We start from the raw sequence: 20,357 nt of genomic DNA on the forward strand, positions 1-20,357 counted from the left end.
CTTTGAAAGGGAACCTAGCATGGATGACCAACACAAAAAGGCCGCCCCGGGGGACGGCCTCTTGTTTGTGATGAGCCGTTACGGTCAGCCGTTCGATTTGGCCATCCGCTTGCGCTCGTGCGGGTCAAGATAGCGCTTGCGCAGGCGGATCGAGTTGGGCGTGACTTCGACCAGCTCGTCGTCGTTGATATAGGCAATTGCTTCTTCCAGCGACAGGGTGACCGGCGTCGTCAGGCGCACGGCCTCGTCCGTGCCGGAGGCCCGCACGTTGGTTAGCTTCTTGCCCTTCAGTGGGTTCACTTCCAGATCGTTGTCGCGCGAGTGTTCACCGATGATCATGCCTGTATAGACGTCGACCTGCGCGCCGATGAACATCTTCCCCCGATCTTCGAGGTTCCACAGTGCATAGGCGACGGATTGACCGTTCTCCATGGAGATCAGAACACCTGCGCGACGCCCAGGGATCGGGCCCTTGTGCGGCGCCCAGCCATGGAAGACGCGGTTCAGCACGCCAGTACCGCGGGTGTCGGTCAGAAATTCGCCGTGATAGCCAATGAGCCCGCGGGAGGGGACATGAGCTATGATCCGGGTCTTGCCCGCGCCGGCAGGTTTCATCTCGACCAGTTCACCCTTGCGGGCGCCGGTCAGTTTCTCGATCACCGCGCCGGAGTATTCGTCATCGACGTCGATGGTGGCTTCCTCGATGGGTTCCATCGTCTGGCCGTCTTCTTCGCGCATGATCACCTGCGGTCGGGAGATTGACAGCTCGAACCCTTCGCGGCGCATGTTTTCGATCAGAACACCCATCTGCAGTTCGCCGCGGCCCGAAACCTCAAACGCCTCACCGCCGGGGGTGTCGGCGATCTTGATGGCGACGTTGCTTTCGGCTTCTTTCATCAGCCGGTCACGGATCACCCGCGATTGCACCTTTTTGCCATCACGGCCCGCGAGCGGGCTGTCGTTGATGCCGAACGTCACGGTGATGGTGGGGGGGTCGATCGGTTGTGCATCCAGCGGCTCGTCCACGGCGAGGGCGCAGATGGTGTCGGCCACGGTCGCCTTGGCCATCCCCGCGATGGAAACGATATCGCCGGCCTGGGCTTCTTCGATGTCTTGCTGGGCAAGACCACGGAACGCCTGGATGCGGGTAACACGAAACTGTTCGATTTTCTGACCCACGCGGGTCAGGGCCTGAACGGTGGCCCCGACTTTCAGCGTGCCGGATTCAACACGGCCAGTCAGCAGCCGTCCTACGAAGGGGTCGCTGCCGAGGGTGGTGGCCAGCATACGGAAGTCTTCGCCCTGACGTTTGATCTGCTTGGGCTCGGGCACGTGGTTCACGATCAGGTTGAACAGCGCGTGCAGATCCTTGCGGGGACCGTCCAGTTCGGCATCGGCCCAGCCGTTGCGGCCCGAAGCATACATGTGGGGGAAGTCGAGCTGGTCTTCGGTTGCATCGAGCGATGCAAAAAGATCAAAACACTCGTCCAGCGCCCGGTCCGGTTCGGCGTCGGGCTTGTCCACCTTGTTCAGCACAACGATGGGGCGCAGGCCCAGGGCCAGCGCTTTGGACGTCACGAATTTGGTCTGCGGCATCGGGCCTTCGGCAGCATCGACCAGCAGCACAACGCCGTCCACCATCGACAGGATACGCTCCACCTCGCCGCCAAAGTCGGCGTGGCCGGGGGTGTCGACAATATTGATCCGGGTGCCTTTCCATTCGACAGAGGTCGGTTTGGCAAAGATGGTGATGCCCCGCTCGCGCTCCAGGTCGTTGCTGTCCATGGCGCGTTCCGCCACAGCCTGGTTTTCGCGGAAGGCGCCGGATTGTTTGAGCAATTCGTCGACGAGGGTGGTTTTCCCGTGGTCCACGTGTGCAATGATCGCAATGTTGCGCAGGTCCATGACGTCAGCCTTTGTAAGGAAGTTGCGCCGCGCATAGCCCGATCCCGGCCCGAAGGCCAGCGAAAATGCACATTCATCTTTCCCCGGCGCTGCGCCGCTGCGCGCATTGGGTGTCAGTGCCCTGATGATGATGAGAACAGGTGTATCACCAGAATACCTGCAAGGATCATTGCCATGCCCAGAACAGCCGGCAGATCAAGCCGCTGCCCAAAGACGACATAGCCGATCACAGCAATGAGAACGATGCCGAGCCCTGACCAGATTGCGTAGACAATGCCGACCGGCATGACCTTGAGCGTGAGGCCGAGCATGTAAAAAGAAAAACCATAGGCAAAGAGAACGATAAGCGATGGCACCAATCGCGTGAACTGTTGGCTGGCCTGAAGCGCGGTTGTGCCGATTGTTTCGGCGGCAACGGCGACAACGAGGAAAATGTAGTGCATTGGCATCTGAACGATCCCTGCTGAATAGACTGTCGAGGTATGCCTCTGATCTGCAGTCTGAGTAGCTGAGAGGCCCAACCGGTGCCAGCCCAGAAACGACAAAGCTGCTCAGAATACGCATGGAGCGGCTGTCGGGCAGGGCCCGAGAGATCGACTTGTTCAAGAATCTTCAGACCATGGAAACTTTTAATGGAATTGGTAACGGAATGTGAACAGGCGGTGGTTTAACACGGAGTTTGAAAGGACGTCTTATGCGGAAATGGTTTCTTGGGTTAGCGGCATTTTTGGCTGTGGGCTTATCCCCACTGCTGGCGCTTGCTGCGCATCAGGGGCTGAGCATCGGCGAGCCTGTTTTGGTGATTTCCGCACCGTGGCGTGAGGATGCTGCCGATGTGATCAGACGAGCGGGGCTGCAAGAGATCTCTCCTGAACGCGCGCTCTTTGGGGCTTTGACAGCCCTGAGCGACGCTTCCGAAGTGGAGCGTTTAAAGAACAACGGGGCTTGGTTCGTTGTCGATGGACGACTGATAGCGCAGCTGTGCGCTGAGTGAATGAAAGTTGAATAGGGGACGCATTGCAATGCGGACATTGGTAGAAAAGGCGAAGGGCGCTGGCCGCGGCTCGGGTGCAGATGGTGCAAGCCAGCAGTTTCAGCGGCTGACGGGTATGGCCCTGGTGCCGGTTCCAGCGCTTGTCGCCTACTTTGTGAATGGCGCAGTTTCATGGTGGATGATTGGCATTCTCAGCCTCGGGCTCGGTGTGTTGGCACTTCTGTCTGGGGGAATGGCGAAGAATACCCGCGACTACGTGATCAGCTTTTGCCTGATCGGACACAGCATCCTCTTTACAACGTCGTTCTCAGGCCACCCTTGGCAGCTTGACAGCCACATGCTGTTCTTTGCGCTTCTTGCTGTTGTTGCGACGCTGCACAACATGGGCGCGGTGGTATTTGCCACCGGGCTGATTGCCGTGCATCACCTATCGTTCAGCCTTCTTATGCCCAGCCTGGTCTATCCGGGCGGCTCCGTGCTCGAAAGCGTTGAGCGTACGGTCATGCATGCTGTGATCGTACTGGTGGAGGCCGGGATCCTGCTTGTGAGCATCAAACAGCGTGCTGAGGCACAGAAAGAGCTCGAAACTCAGCAGCAGAAATTGCAGGAAGAAGCTGCCAAAGCCGAAGAAGCCCAGGAAGAGGCCATGCGGGCCAAGCGCGACACAGAGACTGTTGTGCATGTCTTTGACACCAGCCTGCAGACCATGGCGTCGGGCAATCTGAGCACGCGCATCATCAACGACTTCCCGGCTGAATATGAAAGCATGAAGACCAACTTCAACGCTCTTGCCGACAGCCTGAACCAGGGCCTCGGCATGGCAATGTCGATTTCCGGTGAGTTCCGGAGCAATGCTCAGGCCGTATCGGACTCCGTCCAAAGCCTGTCAACGAGAACCGAGTCACAGGCGGCCACACTGACAGAAACGACTTCCGCCCTTCAGGAGCTGAGTGAATCGGTCAAGAAGAGCGCGATGGACTCGGGCAAAGCGGCTGAGAACGCCCGGAGCGCCTACAATGGCGCGGTCGAGAACGGCGATCTGATGAGTGCTGCAGTTGAGGCGATGGGAAATATCGAGAAGTCTTCGAGCGAAATTTCGACCATCATCAACGTGATTGAGGACATTTCCTTCCAGACCAACCTTCTGGCGCTGAACGCGGGCGTTGAAGCGGCTCGTGCCGGGGAAAGCGGTCGTGGCTTTGCGGTTGTTGCCGCCGAAGTCCGCACACTGGCCCAGCGTACTGCAGATGCCGCGAACGAAGTGAAGTCTCTGATCGGTACCAGCGCGCTGCAGGTGAAAGAAGGCTCGGAACTGGTGAACCGTGCTGGAAGCGCACTGCAGAATATCGTTGAGCGTGTCTCCGAAACAAATGAACTGATCGAGCAGATCTCCGGAACGTCAAACGATCAGGCGTCTGCGCTGTCGGAAATGGCAACGGCTCTCAGCACGTTGGACGGGGCGACCCAGACCAATGCTGCCATGGTTGAAGAAATGACCGCCATGAGCATGACAATGGACAGCAAGGCGCGTGAGCTGGCGGACACTCTGTCCAAGTTCGAACTTGACCACGACTCTGGTGAACAGGCGTTGGACAACAGCATGCGTTTTGCGGGTTAACATCCCGGCGCTTCGGTGCGATCCGGAGGGTTCAAATGAAAAGGGGCAGTGCCGCGGCACTGCCCCTTTTGAGATTCTGAAGACAGGTTAGACCCGTCCGGCCTGTTCGAACCAGGGACGAACCTCTGCAAGGACATGGTCCCAGACGCCCGGAGCGCCACGGGCGACCTTTTGTCCAACCCGCTCCTCAAGTTGATGCAGGTTCACATCGTATTCCACCCAACTGCCACCGCCGTTCAGAAGGTTCAGAAACAGCGGCTGCACCCGGTCGATGGATTTGGCGAAAATTGCATCCGTGCTCTGGGCGGCTTCAAACTCGGTCCAGAGGGCGTGAAAAAGCGCTGATTGAGGCGCGGGAAGAAGCCCGAACAGACGCTCGGCTGCCGCTGCTTCCTTGGCCTCGATTGCGGCGAGGGCCACTGCATCCTGAACGCCGTGAATGGGTGTGTCCCCGGCGTCGATTTCTACGATGTCATGCAAAAGCAACATCTGTAGAACGCGCGAAGGATCAATGTCATGAGCTGCGTGTTCGGCCAAGACCCAGCCATGGAGCATGATATGCCAACTGTGCTCGGCAGAGTTTTCATGGCGACTGCCGTCGCCAAGTTTCGAGGCGCGCAGTACACGCTTCAAAGCGTCGGCTTCGTTCAAAAATGCGATGCGGGCGGCCAGATCCGGGCAGCTTTCTGTGTTTGCTTCGCCAAGCAGGTTTTTTGCATGGTGAAAAGCCTTGGGAAAGCTGTGCTCCAAGGCGGTGGCGCGCCCCACGGTCAGGTTTTGGCGAACCACATCAATGTGAAAATCGGGCACGCGCTCGCAATAGAGCGTTTGAAAAATCGGCTGGCAGTGGTCCAGTTGCTTTGCAAAGCGCGCATCTGGCGTCTGGGCCGCCTCGAATTCCAGCCAAAGGGACAGAAGGGCATCGCCCTGATCCTTTGGCAGAAGCCCGAACAGGCGTCGTGCCGCAGCCGCTTCTGCGATTTCCACGGCAGCCCAATCCACGTCATTGGTGATCGGGTGATCGCCCACATCGATTTCCACCAAGTCGTGGAGGAGGAGCATCTGGATGACGCGGTCTACATCCACTTCGGGTTCTGCGAAAGGGGCAAGAGCCATGGCATAAAGCGCTAGATGCCAGCTGTGTTCTGCCGAATTCTCAACCCGCGAGCCGTCTAAGATCAGGTTTTGCCGTTCTATGCGGCGGAGTTTTTCCGCTTCGCGCAGGAATGTGAACTGTGCATCAAGCCGTGCGTTCACGTCTTGTCGCCTTGTTGCCGAGCTTCGGCTTCGGCCTGCAATGTTGCAATCTTCTGGTTCAGGAAATCGCGCGCCTTGCGTTCCGCGAGGCGCACGCGAACCTCGGTGAGAAAGGCCTCCTCGAGGGATTGAGACGCTGCACCGAGGACCTGACCAACTTCGACGTAAAGCCGATCTTCGCCGATTGCGTCCTGTATCTTGAGCGTATCGACGGCCAGTTTCTGTGCCAGCGTCTCGATCGTTCCCATCAGCGGGTGGTCTCAGTCAGGCGGCGTTTGACATAATCGCTGACATTGCCGATCAGCGTATCCATGTGTGGCTCCTGGAAGAAGTGATCGGCGCCTTCAACCTCGGTATGGGTGATGGTGATGCCCTTCTGCTCGTGCAGCTTGTTCACCAGGTTCACCGTATCGGCAGGCGGCGCCACACGGTCGGCGGTGCCGTTGATGATCAGGCCTGAGGACGGGCAGGGGGCGAGGAAGGAGAAGTCATACATGTTCGCAGGCGGCGCCACCGAGATGAACCCGGTGATTTCCGGGCGCCGCATCAAAAGCTGCATGCCAATCCAGGCCCCAAAGGAAAACCCGGCAACCCAGCAGTGTTTGGAGTTGTTGTTCATCGACTGCAGGTAATCCAGCGCCGATGCCGCATCGGAAAGCTCGCCCACACCTTGGTCGTATTCACCCTGGCTTCGCCCCACGCCGCGGAAGTTAAAGCGCAACACGGTAAAGCCCATGTTGTAGAAGGCGTAATGCAGATTGTAGACGACCTTGTTGTTCATCGTGCCGCCGAACTGCGGGTGTGGGTGCAGAACGATCGCGATGGGGGCGTCTTTTTCTTTCTGGGGGTGATAGCGGCCTTCCAGGCGGCCTTCGGGTCCGGGGAAAATGACCTCAGGCATGTAAGCTTCGTTCCTACTCTGAATTTCCAAAACTGCCGGTCGGGGAAACTTGACGAATTCCCTAGGGCACCTTAGAACTGTTCTAATTGCTGCGGGCCCCTGTGGCCCACATGCTGTCAAGCTGAGATATGCGTTGCAGCACTCAAGGTCAATGTTTTCGCGGCGCGGGCTGCCATTTGGGAGAATAGAAATGAAGCTATCGACCAAGGGACGATATGCAATGGTGGCGCTGGCCGATATTGCCTTGCAGCCCGAAGGCTCTTTGGTCGTGCTTGCGGATATTTCGAAACGCCAGGATATTTCGCTTCCTTACCTAGAGCAGCTCTTTGTCAAGCTGCGGCGCGCGGAACTCGTCTCTTCGGTGCGCGGTCCGGGTGGCGGCTATCGCTTGGCCAAACCAACGTCTGAGATTCGCGTGGTGGATGTTCTGGCTGCGGTGGATGAAACCGTGGATGCGATGCACAAGGGGGCAGGGGCCTCGGGCGGTGCCTCAGGATCCCGCGCGCAATCGCTTACGAACCGTTTGTGGCAGAGCCTTTCTGCACAGGTCTATGTGTTTTTGCACCAAACACGCCTGTCTGACGTGATCGAGAATGAACTAGCCCCCTGTCCGGCGGTGCCGAACCTTTTTGCTGTCGTGGACGCTGAATAAGACTGACCTCTGTGAAGCCTTGCGAGCCAGTACTCTGGCTGGCATTTCGAAAAGATGAGTGTATGAAACGGGTTTATCTCGATCACAACGCAACAACACCGCTAAGAGCGGAGGCGCGTGATGCAATGATCGCCGCGATGGAGATTTGCGGGAACCCGTCGTCTGTCCATGCCGAAGGGCGCGCGGCCAAGTCGTTGATTGAACGAAGCCGCGCGCAAATCGCCGAAGCCATCGGCGCGGACGGGGCCGACATTGTATTTACCTCTGGCTCAACCGAGGGTGCGGCGCTGGCGATGGCGGGGCGCGGTCTGCTCGGCTGTGGGGTTGAACATGATGCCGTAAGAGCTTGGATTGTTGAGGATCTTTCTGCGACTTCAGGTGGTGTGGTTGCGGTGCCTGAACCGGAAAAGAGCGCCCTGCAATTGGCCAACTCAGAAACCGGTGTGATACAAGATTTGCCCCAAGGGCTAGCGGTGAGCGATGCTACACAGGCCTTTGGCAAGCTGCCGGTTGCCTTCAATTGGCTCGGTGTCGAGATGGCGCTTATCTCCGCTCATAAACTCGGTGGTCCGAAGGGCTGCGGAGCGCTGGTCCTGAAACGCGGCACGGACCTGGCTGCCCAGATCAAGGGGGGCGGTCAGGAAATGGGACGCCGATCGGGCACCGAAAACGTGATCGGGATCGCAGGTTTTGCCGCCGCCGCATGTGCTGCCGCGCGCGATCTTGCCGATGGAAAATGGGACCGCATCGCAGAACTTAGAAATATTCTAGAAAATGAGCTTGCAGCGGGCGCGCCGGAGACTATTTTTGTCGGGAAAGAGTCAAAACGCCTGCCCAATACCTCATGTTTTGCGACCCCAGGCTGGAAGGGCGAGACGCAGGTCATGCAGATGGATTTGGCCGGGTTTGCCATCAGCGCAGGCAGCGCCTGCTCCAGCGGCAAGGTGCGCGCCAGCGCTGTGCTGACCGCTATGGGATATGACGAGACGACCGCTCAGGGCGCCATCCGGGTGTCGCTTGGGCTCGATACAACCGAAGATGATGTGCTGCGCTTTGCCAAGGCGTGGCTTGAGAAACAAAAGAAACATCGCGCCCGCGCGGCGTGACTGCAGGAGAAGATCATGGCCGCTTTGGACCAGACCCAAGTCAAGGAAGGTGTCGACCAGGAAACCGTGGACGCGGTGGCCGAGGTCAGTACGTATAAGTATGGTTGGGAGACGGATATCGAGATGGAATACGCCCCCAAGGGCGTGAACCCAGATATCGTTCGCCTGATTTCGGAAAAGAACGAAGAGCCTGAATGGATGACCGAATGGCGTCTCGCGGCCTTTGAACGTTGGGAAAAGATGGATGAGCCGAACTGGGCCATGGTCAGCTATCCCGAGATCGATTTCCAGGACCAGTATTACTATGCCCGCCCCAAATCGATGGAGGTGAAGCCGAAATCTCTGGATGAGGTCGATCCCAAACTGCTGGCAACATACGAAAAGCTCGGTATCCCGCTGAAAGAGCAAATGATTTTGGCTGGCGTCGAGGGCGCAGAGAATGCCCCTGCTGAGGGCCGCAAGGTTGCCGTTGATGCGGTCTTCGACTCGGTGTCCGTCGGCACCACCTTCCAGAAAGAGCTGGAAGAGGCGGGTGTGATCTTCTGCTCCATCTCGGAGGCGATCAAGAACCATCCGGAACTGGTCAAGAAGTATATTGGCTCCGTTGTTCCGGTGTCTGACAACTTTTACGCGACACTGAACTCTGCCGTGTTCTCGGATGGCTCCTTCGTATACGTGCCGCCGGGTGTGCGATGCCCGATGGAACTGTCCACCTATTTCCGTATCAATGCGGAAAACACCGGCCAGTTCGAACGTACCCTGATCATTGCTGATAAAGGTAGCTATGTCAGCTACTTGGAAGGCTGTACGGCTCCGCAGCGCGACACCGCACAGCTGCACGCCGCCGTGGTGGAGATCATCATCGAAGAAGACGCCGAGGTGAAATACTCCACCGTGCAGAACTGGTTCCCCGGCGATGAGGAAGGCAAGGGCGGGATCTACAACTTCGTCACCAAACGCGCCGATTGCCGTGGCGACCGCTCCAAGGTGATGTGGACGCAGGTGGAAACCGGCTCTGCGGTCACCTGGAAATATCCGTCGTGCATCCTGCGCGGTGAGGAAAGCCAGGGTGAGTTCTACTCGATCGCCATCGCCAACAACATGCAGCAGGCCGATACCGGCACAAAGATGGTGCACCTGGGCAAGAACACCAAGTCGCGCATTGTCTCCAAGGGGATCTCGGCTGGCAAGGCGCAGAACACCTATCGCGGCCTTGTGTCGATGCATCCAAAGGCCAAGAATTCGCGCAACTATACCCAGTGCGATAGCCTGCTGATCGGTGACAAATGCGGCGCCCACACGGTGCCTTACATCGAAGTCAAGAACAACTCTTCCCGGGTGGAGCATGAGGCGACCACATCCAAGGTGGACGATGATCAGCTGTTCTACTGCCGCCAGCGTGGCATGGACGAGGAAGAGGCGGTCGCCCTGGTGGTGAACGGCTTCTGCAAGGACGTGTTGCAGGCCCTGCCAATGGAATTCGCCATGGAAGCGCAGCAGCTGGTTGCGATTTCGCTGGAAGGCTCGGTCGGCTAGTGGCCGGTCCCTGGCAGCACAGCAAAGGAACAAACTCGATGATCGTGACAACCACCCCCTCCGTCGAGGGGTATCAGATCGCCGAATACAAGGGCATCGTCGTGGGCGAGGCGATCATGGGCGCTAATGTCGTGCGGGATTTCTTTGCCTCTGTGACCGACATCGTTGGCGGGCGTTCTGGCGCCTATGAAAGCAAGCTGCAGGATGCGCGAGAAACCGCCCTTTCAGAGCTCGAGGCCAACGCCCGCGCAGTTGGCGGCAATGCCGTTGTTGGGGTTGATCTGGACTATGAAGTGATCGCCGACTCCATGCTGATGGTTTCGGCAAGTGGCACGGCCGTGGTACTCGGCTAAGGAATTCGTCCTTCGGGGCACAGGAACAACCGGGGCCGATCCCCGAAGAGATAGAAACGAGGAAATCATGCTGGAAATCAAAAACCTGCAAGTGAAACTTGAAGAAGAGGACAAGCAGATCCTCAAAGGTGTGGACCTGGCGGTTGAGGCCGGCAAGGTGCACGCGATCATGGGGCCGAACGGGTCGGGTAAATCCACCCTGTCCTATGTGCTGTCGGGCAAGGATGGCTACGAGGTCACAGGTGGATCCGCCACGCTAGAAGGTGAAGACCTGTTGGAGCTGGAGCCGGAAGAGCGTGCTGCTGCTGGCATGTTCCTAGCCTTCCAATACCCTGTTGAAATCCCCGGCGTGGGCAACATGACTTTCCTGCGCACCGCGGTAAACGCACAGCGCAAGGCGCGCGGCGAAGAGGAGCTGTCGGCAGCTGACTTCCTGAAAGAAGTGCGCGCCAAGGCGAAAGACCTGAAAATCGACGCCGAGATGCTTAAGCGGCCGGTGAATGTGGGCTTCTCGGGCGGCGAGAAGAAGCGCAACGAGATCCTTCAGATGGCCATGCTTGAGCCGAAGATGTGCATCTTGGATGAAACTGACTCCGGCCTTGACGTGGACGCGATGAAGCTGGTGGCCGAAGGCGTAAACGCCCTGCGTGACGAGGGGCGCGGCTTCCTGGTGATCACCCACTATCAGCGCCTGCTGGATCACATCAAACCGGACGTGGTGCACATCATGGCCAATGGGCGCATCGTTAAAACCGGCGGCCCCGAGCTGGCGCTTGAGGTGGAGAACAACGGTTATGCCGACATCCTGGCAGAGGTGGCTTAAATGGCGCTTCCAGAGGTAAAGCAAAACGCAACCGACGCGCGGCTGGCCGCGCTCTCGTTGCCCACGGGCGGCTGCCTTGAGGCCGCGCGCCGTGCCGCCCTGTCCCGTGTACAGACTTTGGGCCTGCCGGGGCGCCGCGATGAGTATTGGAAGTACACCCAGCCCGATACGCTGACGCAGGTCGAAGCGCCGAATGCGGCCGTTTTTGAAACGGATGAAGCGCCGATGTTCGACCAGTTCGATCGCATCAAGATCGTGTTTGTCGATGGTGTGTTCTCGGCTGAAGAGTCCGATGATCTGTCCCTCGAGGGCATTGCGATCGAGCGCATCGCCGATATCTGTAATAAGGATATCCATTGGGCCAAAGACTTGTACGGCGTTCTTGAGGCACGTGGGCAATCCCCTGTGGCGCGTCCCTTGGCCGCACTCAACACTGCCTTTGCGCAGGACGGGCTCGCCATTCATGTGACCGGTAAGCCTTCCAAGCCCATCAACATGGTCTATCGGCATTCGGATGAAGGCTCGGACGCGATCCTGCACCATGTGATCCGCGTAGATGCTGGAGCGGAAGCAACCATTCTGGAAAACGGTCCTGCGGCCTCGCGTTTCAACAAGTGCATGGAGATCGACATTGCCGACACCGGCAAGCTCCATCTGGTCCGCGCTCAGGGACGCGATCACGAACGCCGCGCGGCGACGCATCTGTTTGCCCGCCTTGGAACCCAGTCCGAGTTCAAGAGCTTTACCCTGACCGTGAATGGCGTTCTGACCCGGAACGAGGCTGTGATTGAGTTGACGGGTGACGATGCAGTCGCCCATATCGCAGGGGCCTGCGCCGGTGATGGTGATTTCCACCACGACGATACGGTCTTCATCACGCACGACGCGGTGAACTGCGAAAGCCGTCAGGTTTTCAAAAAGGTGCTGCGAAACGGTGCCACCGGCGTCTTTCAGGGTAAGATCCTCGTGAAGGAAGGTGCGCAAAAGACTGATGGATATCAGATTTCTCAGTCTCTGCTGCTGGATGACGACAGTCAGTTCCTTGCCAAGCCTGAGCTGGAGATCTACGCCGATGACGTTGCCTGTTCGCATGGATCGACTTCGGGTGCGATAGATGAGGACGCGCTCTTTTATCTGCGCTCACGCGGCGTTCCGGCGGATGAGGCGACCGATCTGTTGACCCTGGCTTTCTTGGCCGAGGCCGTCGACGAAATTGAAGATGAAGAGATCGCTGCAGCTATTGTCACCCGGCTTGAAGGCTGGCTGGCCCGTCGTCGCTGATGGCAATAACCACTGATATCGTGGCCACCTACCGGGGGCCGCGTCGTGTAATCGCGCGGCTCCTGTCCATGGGGCCGCGCGAAGACCGTTTGCTTGCCTTTCTGATGTTCGGCTGTGCAATCGCATTCATCGCACAGATGCCACGTTTGTCGCGTGAAGCGCACCTGACGGGGCAGGAACTGAACATGCTTTTGGGCGGTGCGCTGCTGGGATTGATTTTCATTGCCCCGCTCGCCCTATACGCTGCGTCTTGGTGCCTGCACTTGCTGGCGCGGCTGTTCGGGGGATCGGGCGAGTCCTATCGCGCGCGGCTCGTTCTGTTCTGGACACTTCTGGCGTCAAGTCCGTTGCTTTTGCTCAACGGACTTGTTGCGGGCTTTATCGGGCCCGGCATTGAGCTGAACCTGGTCGGCGTCCTGTGGCTGGCCGTCTGCAGCTGGTTCTGGCTGTCGGGCATGATCGAGGCATATTGGACACGTAGATGACTGAGTTTTTCACTCTTGGTCGCTTGACCCTCCGAAACCCGTCTGCGGCAGCGCAGATTGTACTGGCCCAACACTGGCGGGGAGAGGCGCTGTGGACTGGCCTGTTTTTGGTCGCGGTCCTTAACGCGCTTGCCTATGCGGTAATGACGGTCCTGTTTCCCGTTCCCGAGGAAATGGCGTTTCTGAACCCGTCTCCCATCTTGTATATGGCGCTTTCGACCGGCGTTCTGCTTGTTTTCTCCTCAGCGGTGACTGTGTCTGGGCGCATGATCGGCGGCCAGGGCGGTTTCTTCGAAGTGCTGTCCATGATGGTCTGGTTGCAGGTGGTTCGCCTTGCTCTTCAGGTCGTATTGATTTTCGCCATTGTCCTTTCGCCAGGGCTTGGTGGGCTTCTGAGCTTGGCCGTGAACCTCTACCTTGTGTACGTGCTCCTGCATTTTGTGAACGAGGGCCATCGATTTGCTTCTCTCTGGCGCGCCTTTGGCGTTCTCCTGATGGCGAGCCTTTTGGCGCTCTTTGCACTGACATTCGTATTGGGTCTCTTTGGCCCTGATAACCTGGGACTGCCCGCATATGTATGACGTCGAAAAGATCCGCTCTGAATTTCCGATCCTGTCGCGGGAGGTGAACGGCAAGCCGCTGACTTACCTGGACAATGGCGCTTCCGCCCAAAAGCCATCGGTGGTCATTGACGCTATTACACGCGCCTATTCTCAGGAATATTCGAATGTTCACAGGGGCTTGCACTTTCTTTCTAATCTTGCGACCGAAAAGTATGAAAGCGTCCGGGGCATTATCGCGCGCTTTCTGAACGCAGGCGATGAAAACACCATTGTCCTTAATTCTGGCACCACCGAGGGCATCAATCTGGTGGCCTACAGCTGGGCGATGCCCCGCTTCGAACCGGGTGACGAAATCGTCCTGTCGGTGATGGAACATCACGCCAATATCGTGCCCTGGCATTTCCTGCGCGAACGGCAGGGGGCGGTCCTGAAATGGGTAGACACGGCGCCGGATGGCAGTCTTGATCCCCAAGCGGTGATCGACGCCATCGGACCCAAAACCAAACTGGTCGCCATCACGCAGTGTTCCAACGTTCTTGGGACCATTGTGGACGTCAAGGCAATTACCGCGGGCGCGCATGCAAAAGGCGTGCCGGTTCTGGTGGATGGCTCACAGGGCGCCGTGCACATGCCAGTTGATGTGCAGGATATCGGGTGTGATTTCTATGCGATTACCGGGCATAAGCTGTACGGGCCTTCTGGGTCCGGTGCGATCTACATCCGGCCCGAACGCATGGCCGAGATGCGTCCCTTCATCGGTGGCGGTGACATGATCAAAGAAGTCAGCCGGGATGGCGTGATCTATAATGATCCGCCGATGAAGTTCGAGGCTGGCACGCCCGGGATTGTTCAGACGATCGGTCTCGGTGTCGCGCTTGAGTACATGATGGATCTGGGGATGGAGCACATCGCGGCCCATGAGAAAGATCTTTGCACCTATGCCACCGAACGGTTGTCAGGACTAAACTGGCTCACCGTTCAGGGGCAGGCGAAAGACCGGGCCGCCATTTTCAGTTTCACCATGAACAATGCTGCGCACCCCCATGATATATCTACCATTCTTGATAAGAAGGGTGTCGCGGTTCGGGCCGGGCAGCACTGTGCCGGGCCGCTGATGGAGCACCTCGGTGTGGCCGCAACCTGTCGTGCGTCCTTTGCTCTTTATAATACACGGGAAGAGGTCGACACGCTGGTCGACGCGCTGGAACTGGCCCACGAGTTGTTCTCGTAGGCCAGTCCGGTTCTCGATCCGGGCCTCAGGCCGTGGCGACGCGGTCTCCGCCCAAAAGATCCATCCGTGGCATCAGATCCAGCAAGTGACGCGAATACTCATGGGTCGGGGCCTCAAACAGGGTCTCGGCCTCGGCGATCTCGCAGATTGTCCCATGGCGCATTACTGCGATCCGATCACACATCTGCCGGATCACTGGCAAATCGTGGCTGATAAAGATCATCGTCAGGCCGAGTTCTTCCTGCAAGTCCTTGAGAAGGTTCAGGATCGTGGCCTGTACTGACACGTCCAGCGCCGATGTCGGCTCGTCACAGATCAAAATGCGTGGGCGCGAGGCAAGCGCGCGGGCAATCGAGATCCGCTGCCGCTGACCGCCTGAGAACTCATGCGGATACTTGAGGCCTGCCGCAGCCCCGAGACCGACGTGATCCAGAAGATCGCTGACCACCTGCCGGGTTTCGCTCTCGCTTCCGGTCATCCTGTGATACCGGATCGGCTCTGCCACAATGTCCATGACCCGCATTCGGGCATTGAGCGAGGAATAGGGATCCTGAAAGATCATCTGCAGGGCGCGGCGGGCTTGTTGCGCGGGTTGGCTGTTTGGGCGCGAGCTGACATCCTGCCCAAGAACCCGTATTTGCCCTGAGTCCGGCTGATAGAGCCCGGCGATCAAACGGGCGATGGTGGATTTCCCCGAGCCAGATTCTCCCACGATGCCAAAGGTTTCGCCTTCGGCGACCGAGAAGGTTGCATCGTTGACCGCCTGCAGCATACGCCGGTTTTTCTTGATGAACGACTTTTGCAGCACAAAGGACAGGTTGAGGTTTTCAACTTCGACAGCGGCCTTTCCCTGAGCTTCGCTGCGGGACTGGCCCAGCCAATGGTTCTGAACGTCGATCCGCTTGAAAGGTTTGGTATCGCCTTCAATGTAATCGACGGATGTAAACCGCTCGAGCTTTCGGTCGGCGCGCGGCACGGCCGAGATCAGCGACTTGGTATATTCGTGATTGGGCGCGCCAAGGATCTGCGCCACATCACCGGTTTCCACAACTTCGCCGCGGTACATCACGACAACCCGATCCGCGATATTGGCAATCACGCCAATATCATGGGTGACGATAATGACCCCAAGGTTGCGTTCACGGCAGAGACGTTTCAGAAGATCCAGGATCTGCGCCTGGATCGAAACATCCAGCGCGGTTGTCGGCTCATCCGCGATGATCAGATCGGGATCACCGGCCAGAGCCAAGGCAATCACAACCCTCTGCCGCATGCCGCCCGAGAACTGGTGCGGGTAGGCCTTGAGGCGCGCTTTCGCCTCGGTGATGCCAACCTGAGCCAACAATTCCTCTGCGCGGGCCTCAGCTTTGGCGCCTTCCAGGCCGGTTGTCTTCTCGATGGTTTCAACCAGCTGTGCGCCGATTGTCATCAAGGGGTTGAGTGAGGTTTGGGGGTCTTGAAAGATCATACCAATCCGGTCGCCTCGGACCGTGCGCATCTCATCCTCGTCGCGCCCGCGCAGCTCTTCCCCTTGGAACAGGATAGAGCCACCGGCGACGCGCCCTGGCGCTTCCAGCAGGTCGATGATGGCATTGCCAATGGTGGATTTCCCGGCCCCGGACTCACCGACCAGACCGACAACTTCACCCGGGTTTACGGTCAGCGACACATTGCGCGCCGCCTTGACCGTGCCGCGACGGGTGGGGAACTCGACATCGAGCCCTTCGATTTTCAAAAGTTCTGTCATCGTAGCTTCGGATTGAGGGCATCCCGCATCCAGTCTCCAAGCAGGTTGACTGCGAAGACCAGGACGACGAGTGCGATTGCAGGGAAGAAGGTGATCCACCAGAGGCCGGAGAAGAGATATTCGTTACCAACCCGGATCAGCGTGCCCAGCGACGGCGTGGTGGGCGGAATGCCCTGGCCGAGGAACGACAGGGTTGCCTCTGAAATGATCGCCAGCGCAAGACCGATGGTGGCAATCACCAGAACCGGACGCAGGGTGTTTGGGAAAATGTGACGGATCATGATCAGCCAGCGGGGCAGGCCGATGATACGCGCGGCTTGCACATATTCCTTGTTGGCTTCGACCAGCGTGGCACCACGCGCCACTCGGGCAAATTGCGGCCAGTCGGTGAGGCCAATCGCGATGATCACCACGTAGATCGCAAAATCATCCCGCAGCTCAAGCGGCAGAACCGCGCGGCCTATGCCGTTGATAAGAATGGCTAAAAGGATACCGGGGATTGTCAGCTGAACATCCGCGATGCGCATTATGATCGCATCGGTCATGCCACCGACATAGCCCGAGATCACGCCCAGCGCGACGCCAAGCACCATGCCCAGGCAGACGGCCGCAAGGCCCACGATGATCGACAGGCGACCGCCGTAAAGGATCGTCGACAGCATGTCGCGGCCCTGGTTGTCGGTGCCCAGAAGATATTGCGGCTGCCCACCTTCGACCCATGCCGGGGGAAGCTTGCCATCCCAAAGAGAGATCTGTGCCGGGTCGAACGGGTCAAATGGCGCAAGGATCGGGGCAAAGACACAAGCGAGGATCATCAGGAGCGTTACGACGGCTGCAATCACGGCTCCGGGTGAGTGGAAAAAGGACCAGACGATGTCATTGTCCTTGAAACGTTCCCAGCGCGTGGCTGGGCGGTCAGTTGGAAGGCTCATCAGGACCCCAAGCGAATACGAGGATCGACGACGAAGTAGAGAATGTCGACGACCAGATTGATCAGAACAAACAGCAGCGCAACAAAGACCAGGTAGGCGGCCATGATCGGCACATCCACGAAGTCAACGGCTTGGATAAACATCAAACCGGTGCCGGGCCATTGGAACACCGTCTCGGTGATCACGGAAAAGGCGATCAGCCCCCCGATGTTGAGGCCGATGATTGTGATCACCGGTACCAGCGTGTTGCGCAGCGCGTGACGGAAATTGATTGCGCGTTCTGCCAGACCACGGGCGCGGGCGAACTTGATGAAGTCGGTGCGCATGACCTCCATCATCTCGGCGCGCACCAGCCGCAGGATGAGCGTCAACTGGAACAACGACAGGGTGATGGCCGGCAAAAGGATCGCACGCCAGCCGTCTACGGTGAGCAGCGACGTCTTCCACCAGCCCAGATCAACAGTCCCGCTACGCCCTGATGACGGGAGCCAACGCAGGTGAACCGCAAAGACGTAGATCAACGCGATGCCTATGATGAAGGTCGGCAGGCTCACCCCAATGAGAGAGGTGGACAAGATCACCCGGCTGACCCAGGATTTTCGCCGGATACCGGTGTAGACGCCAAGTGTAATCCCGACCAGCAAGGCAATGATTGCGCTTACAAAAACCAGCTCTAGCGTTGCAGGAAGGCGTTCCAGGATCAATTCGTCCACGGGGCGTTTGATCCGGTAGCTGAGGCCGAAGTCCCCGCTCAGGATATTACCCATGAACCGTGTGTACTGGGTCAGGATCGGGTCATCCAATCCCAGTTGCTGGCGGATTTCGATCCGCTGTTCGCGCGTCGCATCCTGGCCGACCATGTTGTTGACCGGATCACCGACGAAGTTGAACAAAGAAAAACTGATAGCCGAAACCACAGCCATGACGAGCAATGACTGGGCCAGACGTTTAAGAATGAAGGTGGTCATTTGTCCCCCAGAGCGTTAGGGGCGGACCAACGGCCCGCCCCAAGGCTCAACTTATTTCATCACGGCAAAGCGCGGGCGGAAGGCGTCATCCGCCGAGATCGGGATATCGACCTTGTCGGAGATGCCCCAGGCCAGAACCTGGTGATGAATCGGAACATAAGGAATGTCGGCTTTCACCAGATCCCAGGCTTCACCGATCAGCGCGGTGCGCTTGTCGATGTCGATCTCGGTGGTGATGGCGCTGGTGATCTCGTTCACGCGGGCGTTGTCATACCCGGTGGCGTTCCAAGAGCCCTTGCCGTCCAAGAGGTAGGAGAAGACGTAATGGCTGTCGAGCGTCGGCACACCCCAACCCAGCATGAAGAAGTCAGTCTCCCGCTTCTGGATCTTGGGGAAGTGCTGTGCCTTCGGGATCGCGTCGAGGTTCACCTTGACGCCAACTTTGGCCAGCATGGCAACCGCGGCCTGACAGATTTTTTCGTCGTTGTTGTAGCGGTTGTTCGGGCAGTCAAGCTGGATTGAGAACCCATCGGGATAGCCAGCTTCGGTCAGCAGGGCCTTTGCTTTTTCCGGATCATAGCCGTAGGAGGTGTCGTTATCGGGCGTGTTGCCCAGAACACCCGGCGGGGTGATCATGCCCGTCGGGAAGGAGAGGCCTTCCATGACGACGCGCTGGATCGCTGCCTTGTCGATGGCGAGGTTAAAGGCTTCGCGCACGCGCTTGTCCTTAAAGGGGTTTCCTTCGACGTCCGAGCTGCGCAGCTGGTCGATTCCCTGATCCATACCAAAGAAGATCGAACGGATCTGCGCAACCGTAGACACACCCAGACCGTCGGCAGACTCGATGCGTTTGAGATCCTGCAGCGGCGGGTCGAGAACGAAATCGACTTCACCGGACAGCAGCGCGGCAACGCGGGTCGCAGCGTTTGAGATCGGGCGATACTCAATCTTGTCGATGTTGCCGGGGAACATGCCGTCACCCCACCACGCGTCATTGCGGGCAAGGACGGTCAACTCATCCGGAGCACGGCTGACCAGTGTAAATGGCCCAGTGCCGTTGGCATTGCGTACCGCGTAGGTTTCTTCTTTGGCCTTGAAGTCTTGCGGGGCAATAACGTTGTTTGCCTCGGACCAGCCCTTGTCCATCATGTAGATTGATGTCAACTGGTTCGGCAGGATCGGGTTCGGGCCGTCAGTGACAAGTTTGACGGTATAGTCGTCGATCACCTCGACCGAAACGACGTTCTTGGCCTGCTCTTTATAGTCAGAGGCCTCATGTTTGGCGCGCTCGAAGGAGAACACCACATCTTCGGCGGTGAAATCTGCGCCATCATGGAATTTGACGCCTTGGCGCAGTTTGAAGGTCCAGCCATCTGCGCCGGCTTCCCAGCTTTCGGCCAGTTCAGGCTGCAGGTTCAGCTCAGCATCCCGCGTGACGAGAGATTCATAGATCTGACCATTCATCGCAATGGTCGGGCCCTCGTTCTGGGAATGAGGATCCATCGTTAGGGCATCGCCCTGGCTGGTCCATCGCAAAACATTTTCCGCCAGCGCGGGGCTGGCAGCAGTCATCGCCAATAGCGAGACCGTGAACATTTTCTTAAGGTACATTTTTTTCTCCCTGTTGAAAAACGTGCCTCCGACCTGTCCCGGCGGTAGGCATGAACTCTGGTAACAGACCGTCTCCGCACGCCTGTGTGGATACGATATACCAAGGCATGTTGGCCGTTATTCCAAAACGGATCAAGCCTGTTGCCAAGGAGAGGGGGGCAGTCTCCCCAACGCCGCAGTCAGCCTGCGTGTGAATTGCTCATTAATTGGTCACCAATTGTTACCTATTTGCGGGCTTCGAAGCCCACGGTGGTGTGAGCTGGCGAACGCGGCAAAGTGGTGTGTACTCCGCAGTGGCGTGTTCCAAGGTCTAAGAGGTGGCTGGTGCAGAGATGGACCTTACTGCTTGAATGTGCGAGATATTCAGACAGGTTAGACTGTTTTGGCCGTGGAT

At 58.2% G+C, this 20,357-nt stretch carries 20 protein-coding genes; 11 read left to right on the forward strand and 9 right to left on the reverse strand.

Annotated features, from left to right (window positions below; genetic code table 11):
- Positions 1-84: 84 nt before the first annotated feature.
- Entirely contained in the window at positions 85-1,905 is a 1,821-nt protein-coding gene (gene typA / locus INS80_RS15635; RefSeq protein WP_192966516.1) for a translational GTPase TypA, read from the reverse strand.
- Positions 1,906-2,018: 113 nt separating this feature from the next.
- Entirely contained in the window at positions 2,019-2,354 is a 336-nt protein-coding gene (locus INS80_RS15640) for a DMT family transporter (protein ID WP_304622245.1), read from the reverse strand.
- Positions 2,355-2,599: 245 nt separating this feature from the next.
- Here INS80_RS15640 and INS80_RS15645 point away from each other — a divergent pair, with 245 nt between their 5' ends.
- Positions 2,600-2,899: a hypothetical protein gene (locus INS80_RS15645; RefSeq protein WP_192966517.1), complete on the forward strand. Its 300-nt coding sequence runs from the start codon at positions 2,600-2,602 to the stop codon at positions 2,897-2,899.
- A gap of 28 nt (positions 2,900-2,927) precedes the next feature.
- Positions 2,928-4,517, forward strand: a complete 1,590-nt coding sequence (locus INS80_RS15650) for a methyl-accepting chemotaxis protein (RefSeq protein ID WP_192966518.1) — start codon at positions 2,928-2,930, stop codon at positions 4,515-4,517.
- A gap of 87 nt (positions 4,518-4,604) precedes the next feature.
- On the opposite strand, the gene INS80_RS15655 is transcribed toward INS80_RS15650, so the two are convergent.
- From INS80_RS15655 to INS80_RS15665, 3 genes are read right to left on the reverse strand one after another with little or no spacing between them, the layout of a single operon-like run.
- Entirely contained in the window at positions 4,605-5,774 is a 1,170-nt protein-coding gene (locus INS80_RS15655; protein WP_192966519.1) for an HD domain-containing protein, read from the reverse strand.
- On the reverse strand, positions 5,771-6,022 hold the full coding sequence (locus INS80_RS15660; protein WP_192966520.1) for a hypothetical protein: 252 nt from the start codon (positions 6,020-6,022) through the stop codon (positions 5,771-5,773). The genes INS80_RS15655 and INS80_RS15660 overlap by 4 nt, the downstream gene beginning before the upstream one ends.
- Positions 6,022-6,675: an alpha/beta hydrolase gene (locus INS80_RS15665; protein WP_192966521.1), complete on the reverse strand. Its 654-nt coding sequence runs from the start codon at positions 6,673-6,675 to the stop codon at positions 6,022-6,024. Before INS80_RS15665 ends, INS80_RS15660 begins: the two co-directional genes overlap by 1 nt.
- Positions 6,676-6,865: 190 nt before the next feature.
- On the opposite strand from INS80_RS15665, the gene iscR reads away from it, so the two are divergent.
- The 9 genes from iscR (at position 6,866) to INS80_RS15710 (ending at position 14,705) form a co-directional block, all read left to right on the forward strand.
- Entirely contained in the window at positions 6,866-7,327 is a 462-nt protein-coding gene (iscR, locus tag INS80_RS15670) for a Fe-S cluster assembly transcriptional regulator IscR (RefSeq protein ID WP_192966522.1), read from the forward strand.
- Positions 7,328-7,389: 62 nt separating this feature from the next.
- Positions 7,390-8,433 (forward strand): cysteine desulfurase family protein, encoded by a 1,044-nt coding sequence (locus INS80_RS15675; protein ID WP_192966523.1) that lies wholly within the window; start codon positions 7,390-7,392, stop codon positions 8,431-8,433.
- A gap of 15 nt (positions 8,434-8,448) precedes the next feature.
- Positions 8,449-9,969 (forward strand): Fe-S cluster assembly protein SufB, encoded by a 1,521-nt coding sequence (gene sufB / locus INS80_RS15680; RefSeq protein WP_192966524.1) that lies wholly within the window; start codon positions 8,449-8,451, stop codon positions 9,967-9,969.
- A 38-nt stretch (positions 9,970-10,007) separates the two neighbouring features.
- Positions 10,008-10,322, forward strand: coding sequence for a YbjQ family protein (locus INS80_RS15685; protein ID WP_192966525.1), 315 nt, complete (start codon positions 10,008-10,010; stop codon positions 10,320-10,322).
- Positions 10,323-10,389: 67 nt separating this feature from the next.
- Positions 10,390-11,145, forward strand: a complete 756-nt coding sequence (sufC, locus tag INS80_RS15690) for a Fe-S cluster assembly ATPase SufC (protein WP_192966526.1) — start codon at positions 10,390-10,392, stop codon at positions 11,143-11,145.
- Positions 11,146-12,426, forward strand: a complete 1,281-nt coding sequence (locus tag INS80_RS15695) for a SufB/SufD family protein (protein ID WP_192966527.1) — start codon at positions 11,146-11,148, stop codon at positions 12,424-12,426. It abuts the gene before it with no gap.
- On the forward strand, positions 12,426-12,911 hold the full coding sequence (locus INS80_RS15700; RefSeq protein ID WP_192966528.1) for a YIP1 family protein: 486 nt from the start codon (positions 12,426-12,428) through the stop codon (positions 12,909-12,911). Before INS80_RS15695 ends, INS80_RS15700 begins: the two co-directional genes overlap by 1 nt.
- Complete coding sequence (locus INS80_RS15705; RefSeq protein ID WP_192966529.1) at positions 12,908-13,492, forward strand: Yip1 family protein; 585 nt, start codon at positions 12,908-12,910, stop codon at positions 13,490-13,492. The genes INS80_RS15700 and INS80_RS15705 overlap by 4 nt, the downstream gene beginning before the upstream one ends.
- Positions 13,485-14,705 carry a cysteine desulfurase gene (locus INS80_RS15710; protein WP_192966530.1) on the forward strand — a complete coding sequence of 407 codons (1,221 nt, stop codon included), beginning with the start codon at positions 13,485-13,487 and terminating at the stop codon, positions 14,703-14,705. The genes INS80_RS15705 and INS80_RS15710 overlap by 8 nt, the downstream gene beginning before the upstream one ends.
- A gap of 25 nt (positions 14,706-14,730) precedes the next feature.
- On the opposite strand, the gene INS80_RS15715 is transcribed toward INS80_RS15710, so the two are convergent.
- The 4 genes from INS80_RS15715 to INS80_RS15730 are packed head-to-tail and all read right to left on the reverse strand — an operon-like array spanning position 14,731 to position 19,963.
- A complete protein-coding gene (locus INS80_RS15715; RefSeq protein ID WP_192966531.1) occupies positions 14,731-16,452 on the reverse strand; it encodes a dipeptide ABC transporter ATP-binding protein in 1,722 nt (573 codons plus the stop codon).
- Positions 16,449-17,384, reverse strand: a complete 936-nt coding sequence (locus INS80_RS15720; protein WP_192966532.1) for an ABC transporter permease — start codon at positions 17,382-17,384, stop codon at positions 16,449-16,451. The genes INS80_RS15715 and INS80_RS15720 overlap by 4 nt, the downstream gene beginning before the upstream one ends.
- Positions 17,384-18,352, reverse strand: coding sequence for an ABC transporter permease (locus INS80_RS15725; RefSeq protein WP_192966533.1), 969 nt, complete (start codon positions 18,350-18,352; stop codon positions 17,384-17,386). The genes INS80_RS15720 and INS80_RS15725 overlap by 1 nt, the downstream gene beginning before the upstream one ends.
- A 51-nt stretch (positions 18,353-18,403) precedes the next feature.
- Positions 18,404-19,963: an ABC transporter substrate-binding protein gene (locus tag INS80_RS15730; protein ID WP_226892641.1), complete on the reverse strand. Its 1,560-nt coding sequence runs from the start codon at positions 19,961-19,963 to the stop codon at positions 18,404-18,406.
- Between the last annotated feature and the right edge of the window lie 394 nt (positions 19,964-20,357).

The sequence above is a fragment of the Phycobacter azelaicus genome (assembly GCF_014884385.1).
Taxonomy (GTDB): Bacteria; Pseudomonadota; Alphaproteobacteria; order Rhodobacterales; family Rhodobacteraceae; genus Phycobacter; species Phycobacter azelaicus.

Coding starts and splice junctions, on each gene's coding strand:
- INS80_RS15700 (WP_192966528.1), top strand. CDS start 12,426: ATGGCAATAACCACTGATATCGTGGCCACCTACCGGGGGCCGCGTCGT.
- typA (WP_192966516.1), bottom strand. CDS start 1,905: ATGGACCTGCGCAACATTGCGATCATTGCACACGTGGACCACGGGAAA.
- INS80_RS15640 (WP_304622245.1), bottom strand. CDS start 2,354: ATGCCAATGCACTACATTTTCCTCGTTGTCGCCGTTGCCGCCGAAACA.
- INS80_RS15665 (WP_192966521.1), bottom strand. CDS start 6,675: ATGCCTGAGGTCATTTTCCCCGGACCCGAAGGCCGCCTGGAAGGCCGC.
- INS80_RS15645 (WP_192966517.1), top strand. CDS start 2,600: ATGCGGAAATGGTTTCTTGGGTTAGCGGCATTTTTGGCTGTGGGCTTA.
- iscR (WP_192966522.1), top strand. CDS start 6,866: ATGAAGCTATCGACCAAGGGACGATATGCAATGGTGGCGCTGGCCGAT.
- INS80_RS15730 (WP_226892641.1), bottom strand. CDS start 19,963: ATGTACCTTAAGAAAATGTTCACGGTCTCGCTATTGGCGATGACTGCT.
- INS80_RS15715 (WP_192966531.1), bottom strand. CDS start 16,452: ATGACAGAACTTTTGAAAATCGAAGGGCTCGATGTCGAGTTCCCCACC.
- INS80_RS15725 (WP_192966533.1), bottom strand. CDS start 18,352: ATGACCACCTTCATTCTTAAACGTCTGGCCCAGTCATTGCTCGTCATG.
- INS80_RS15675 (WP_192966523.1), top strand. CDS start 7,390: ATGAAACGGGTTTATCTCGATCACAACGCAACAACACCGCTAAGAGCG.
- sufC (WP_192966526.1), top strand. CDS start 10,390: ATGCTGGAAATCAAAAACCTGCAAGTGAAACTTGAAGAAGAGGACAAG.
- INS80_RS15705 (WP_192966529.1), top strand. CDS start 12,908: ATGACTGAGTTTTTCACTCTTGGTCGCTTGACCCTCCGAAACCCGTCT.
- INS80_RS15720 (WP_192966532.1), bottom strand. CDS start 17,384: ATGAGCCTTCCAACTGACCGCCCAGCCACGCGCTGGGAACGTTTCAAG.
- INS80_RS15685 (WP_192966525.1), top strand. CDS start 10,008: ATGATCGTGACAACCACCCCCTCCGTCGAGGGGTATCAGATCGCCGAA.
- INS80_RS15695 (WP_192966527.1), top strand. CDS start 11,146: ATGGCGCTTCCAGAGGTAAAGCAAAACGCAACCGACGCGCGGCTGGCC.
- sufB (WP_192966524.1), top strand. CDS start 8,449: ATGGCCGCTTTGGACCAGACCCAAGTCAAGGAAGGTGTCGACCAGGAA.
- INS80_RS15710 (WP_192966530.1), top strand. CDS start 13,485: ATGTATGACGTCGAAAAGATCCGCTCTGAATTTCCGATCCTGTCGCGG.
- INS80_RS15650 (WP_192966518.1), top strand. CDS start 2,928: ATGCGGACATTGGTAGAAAAGGCGAAGGGCGCTGGCCGCGGCTCGGGT.
- INS80_RS15660 (WP_192966520.1), bottom strand. CDS start 6,022: ATGGGAACGATCGAGACGCTGGCACAGAAACTGGCCGTCGATACGCTC.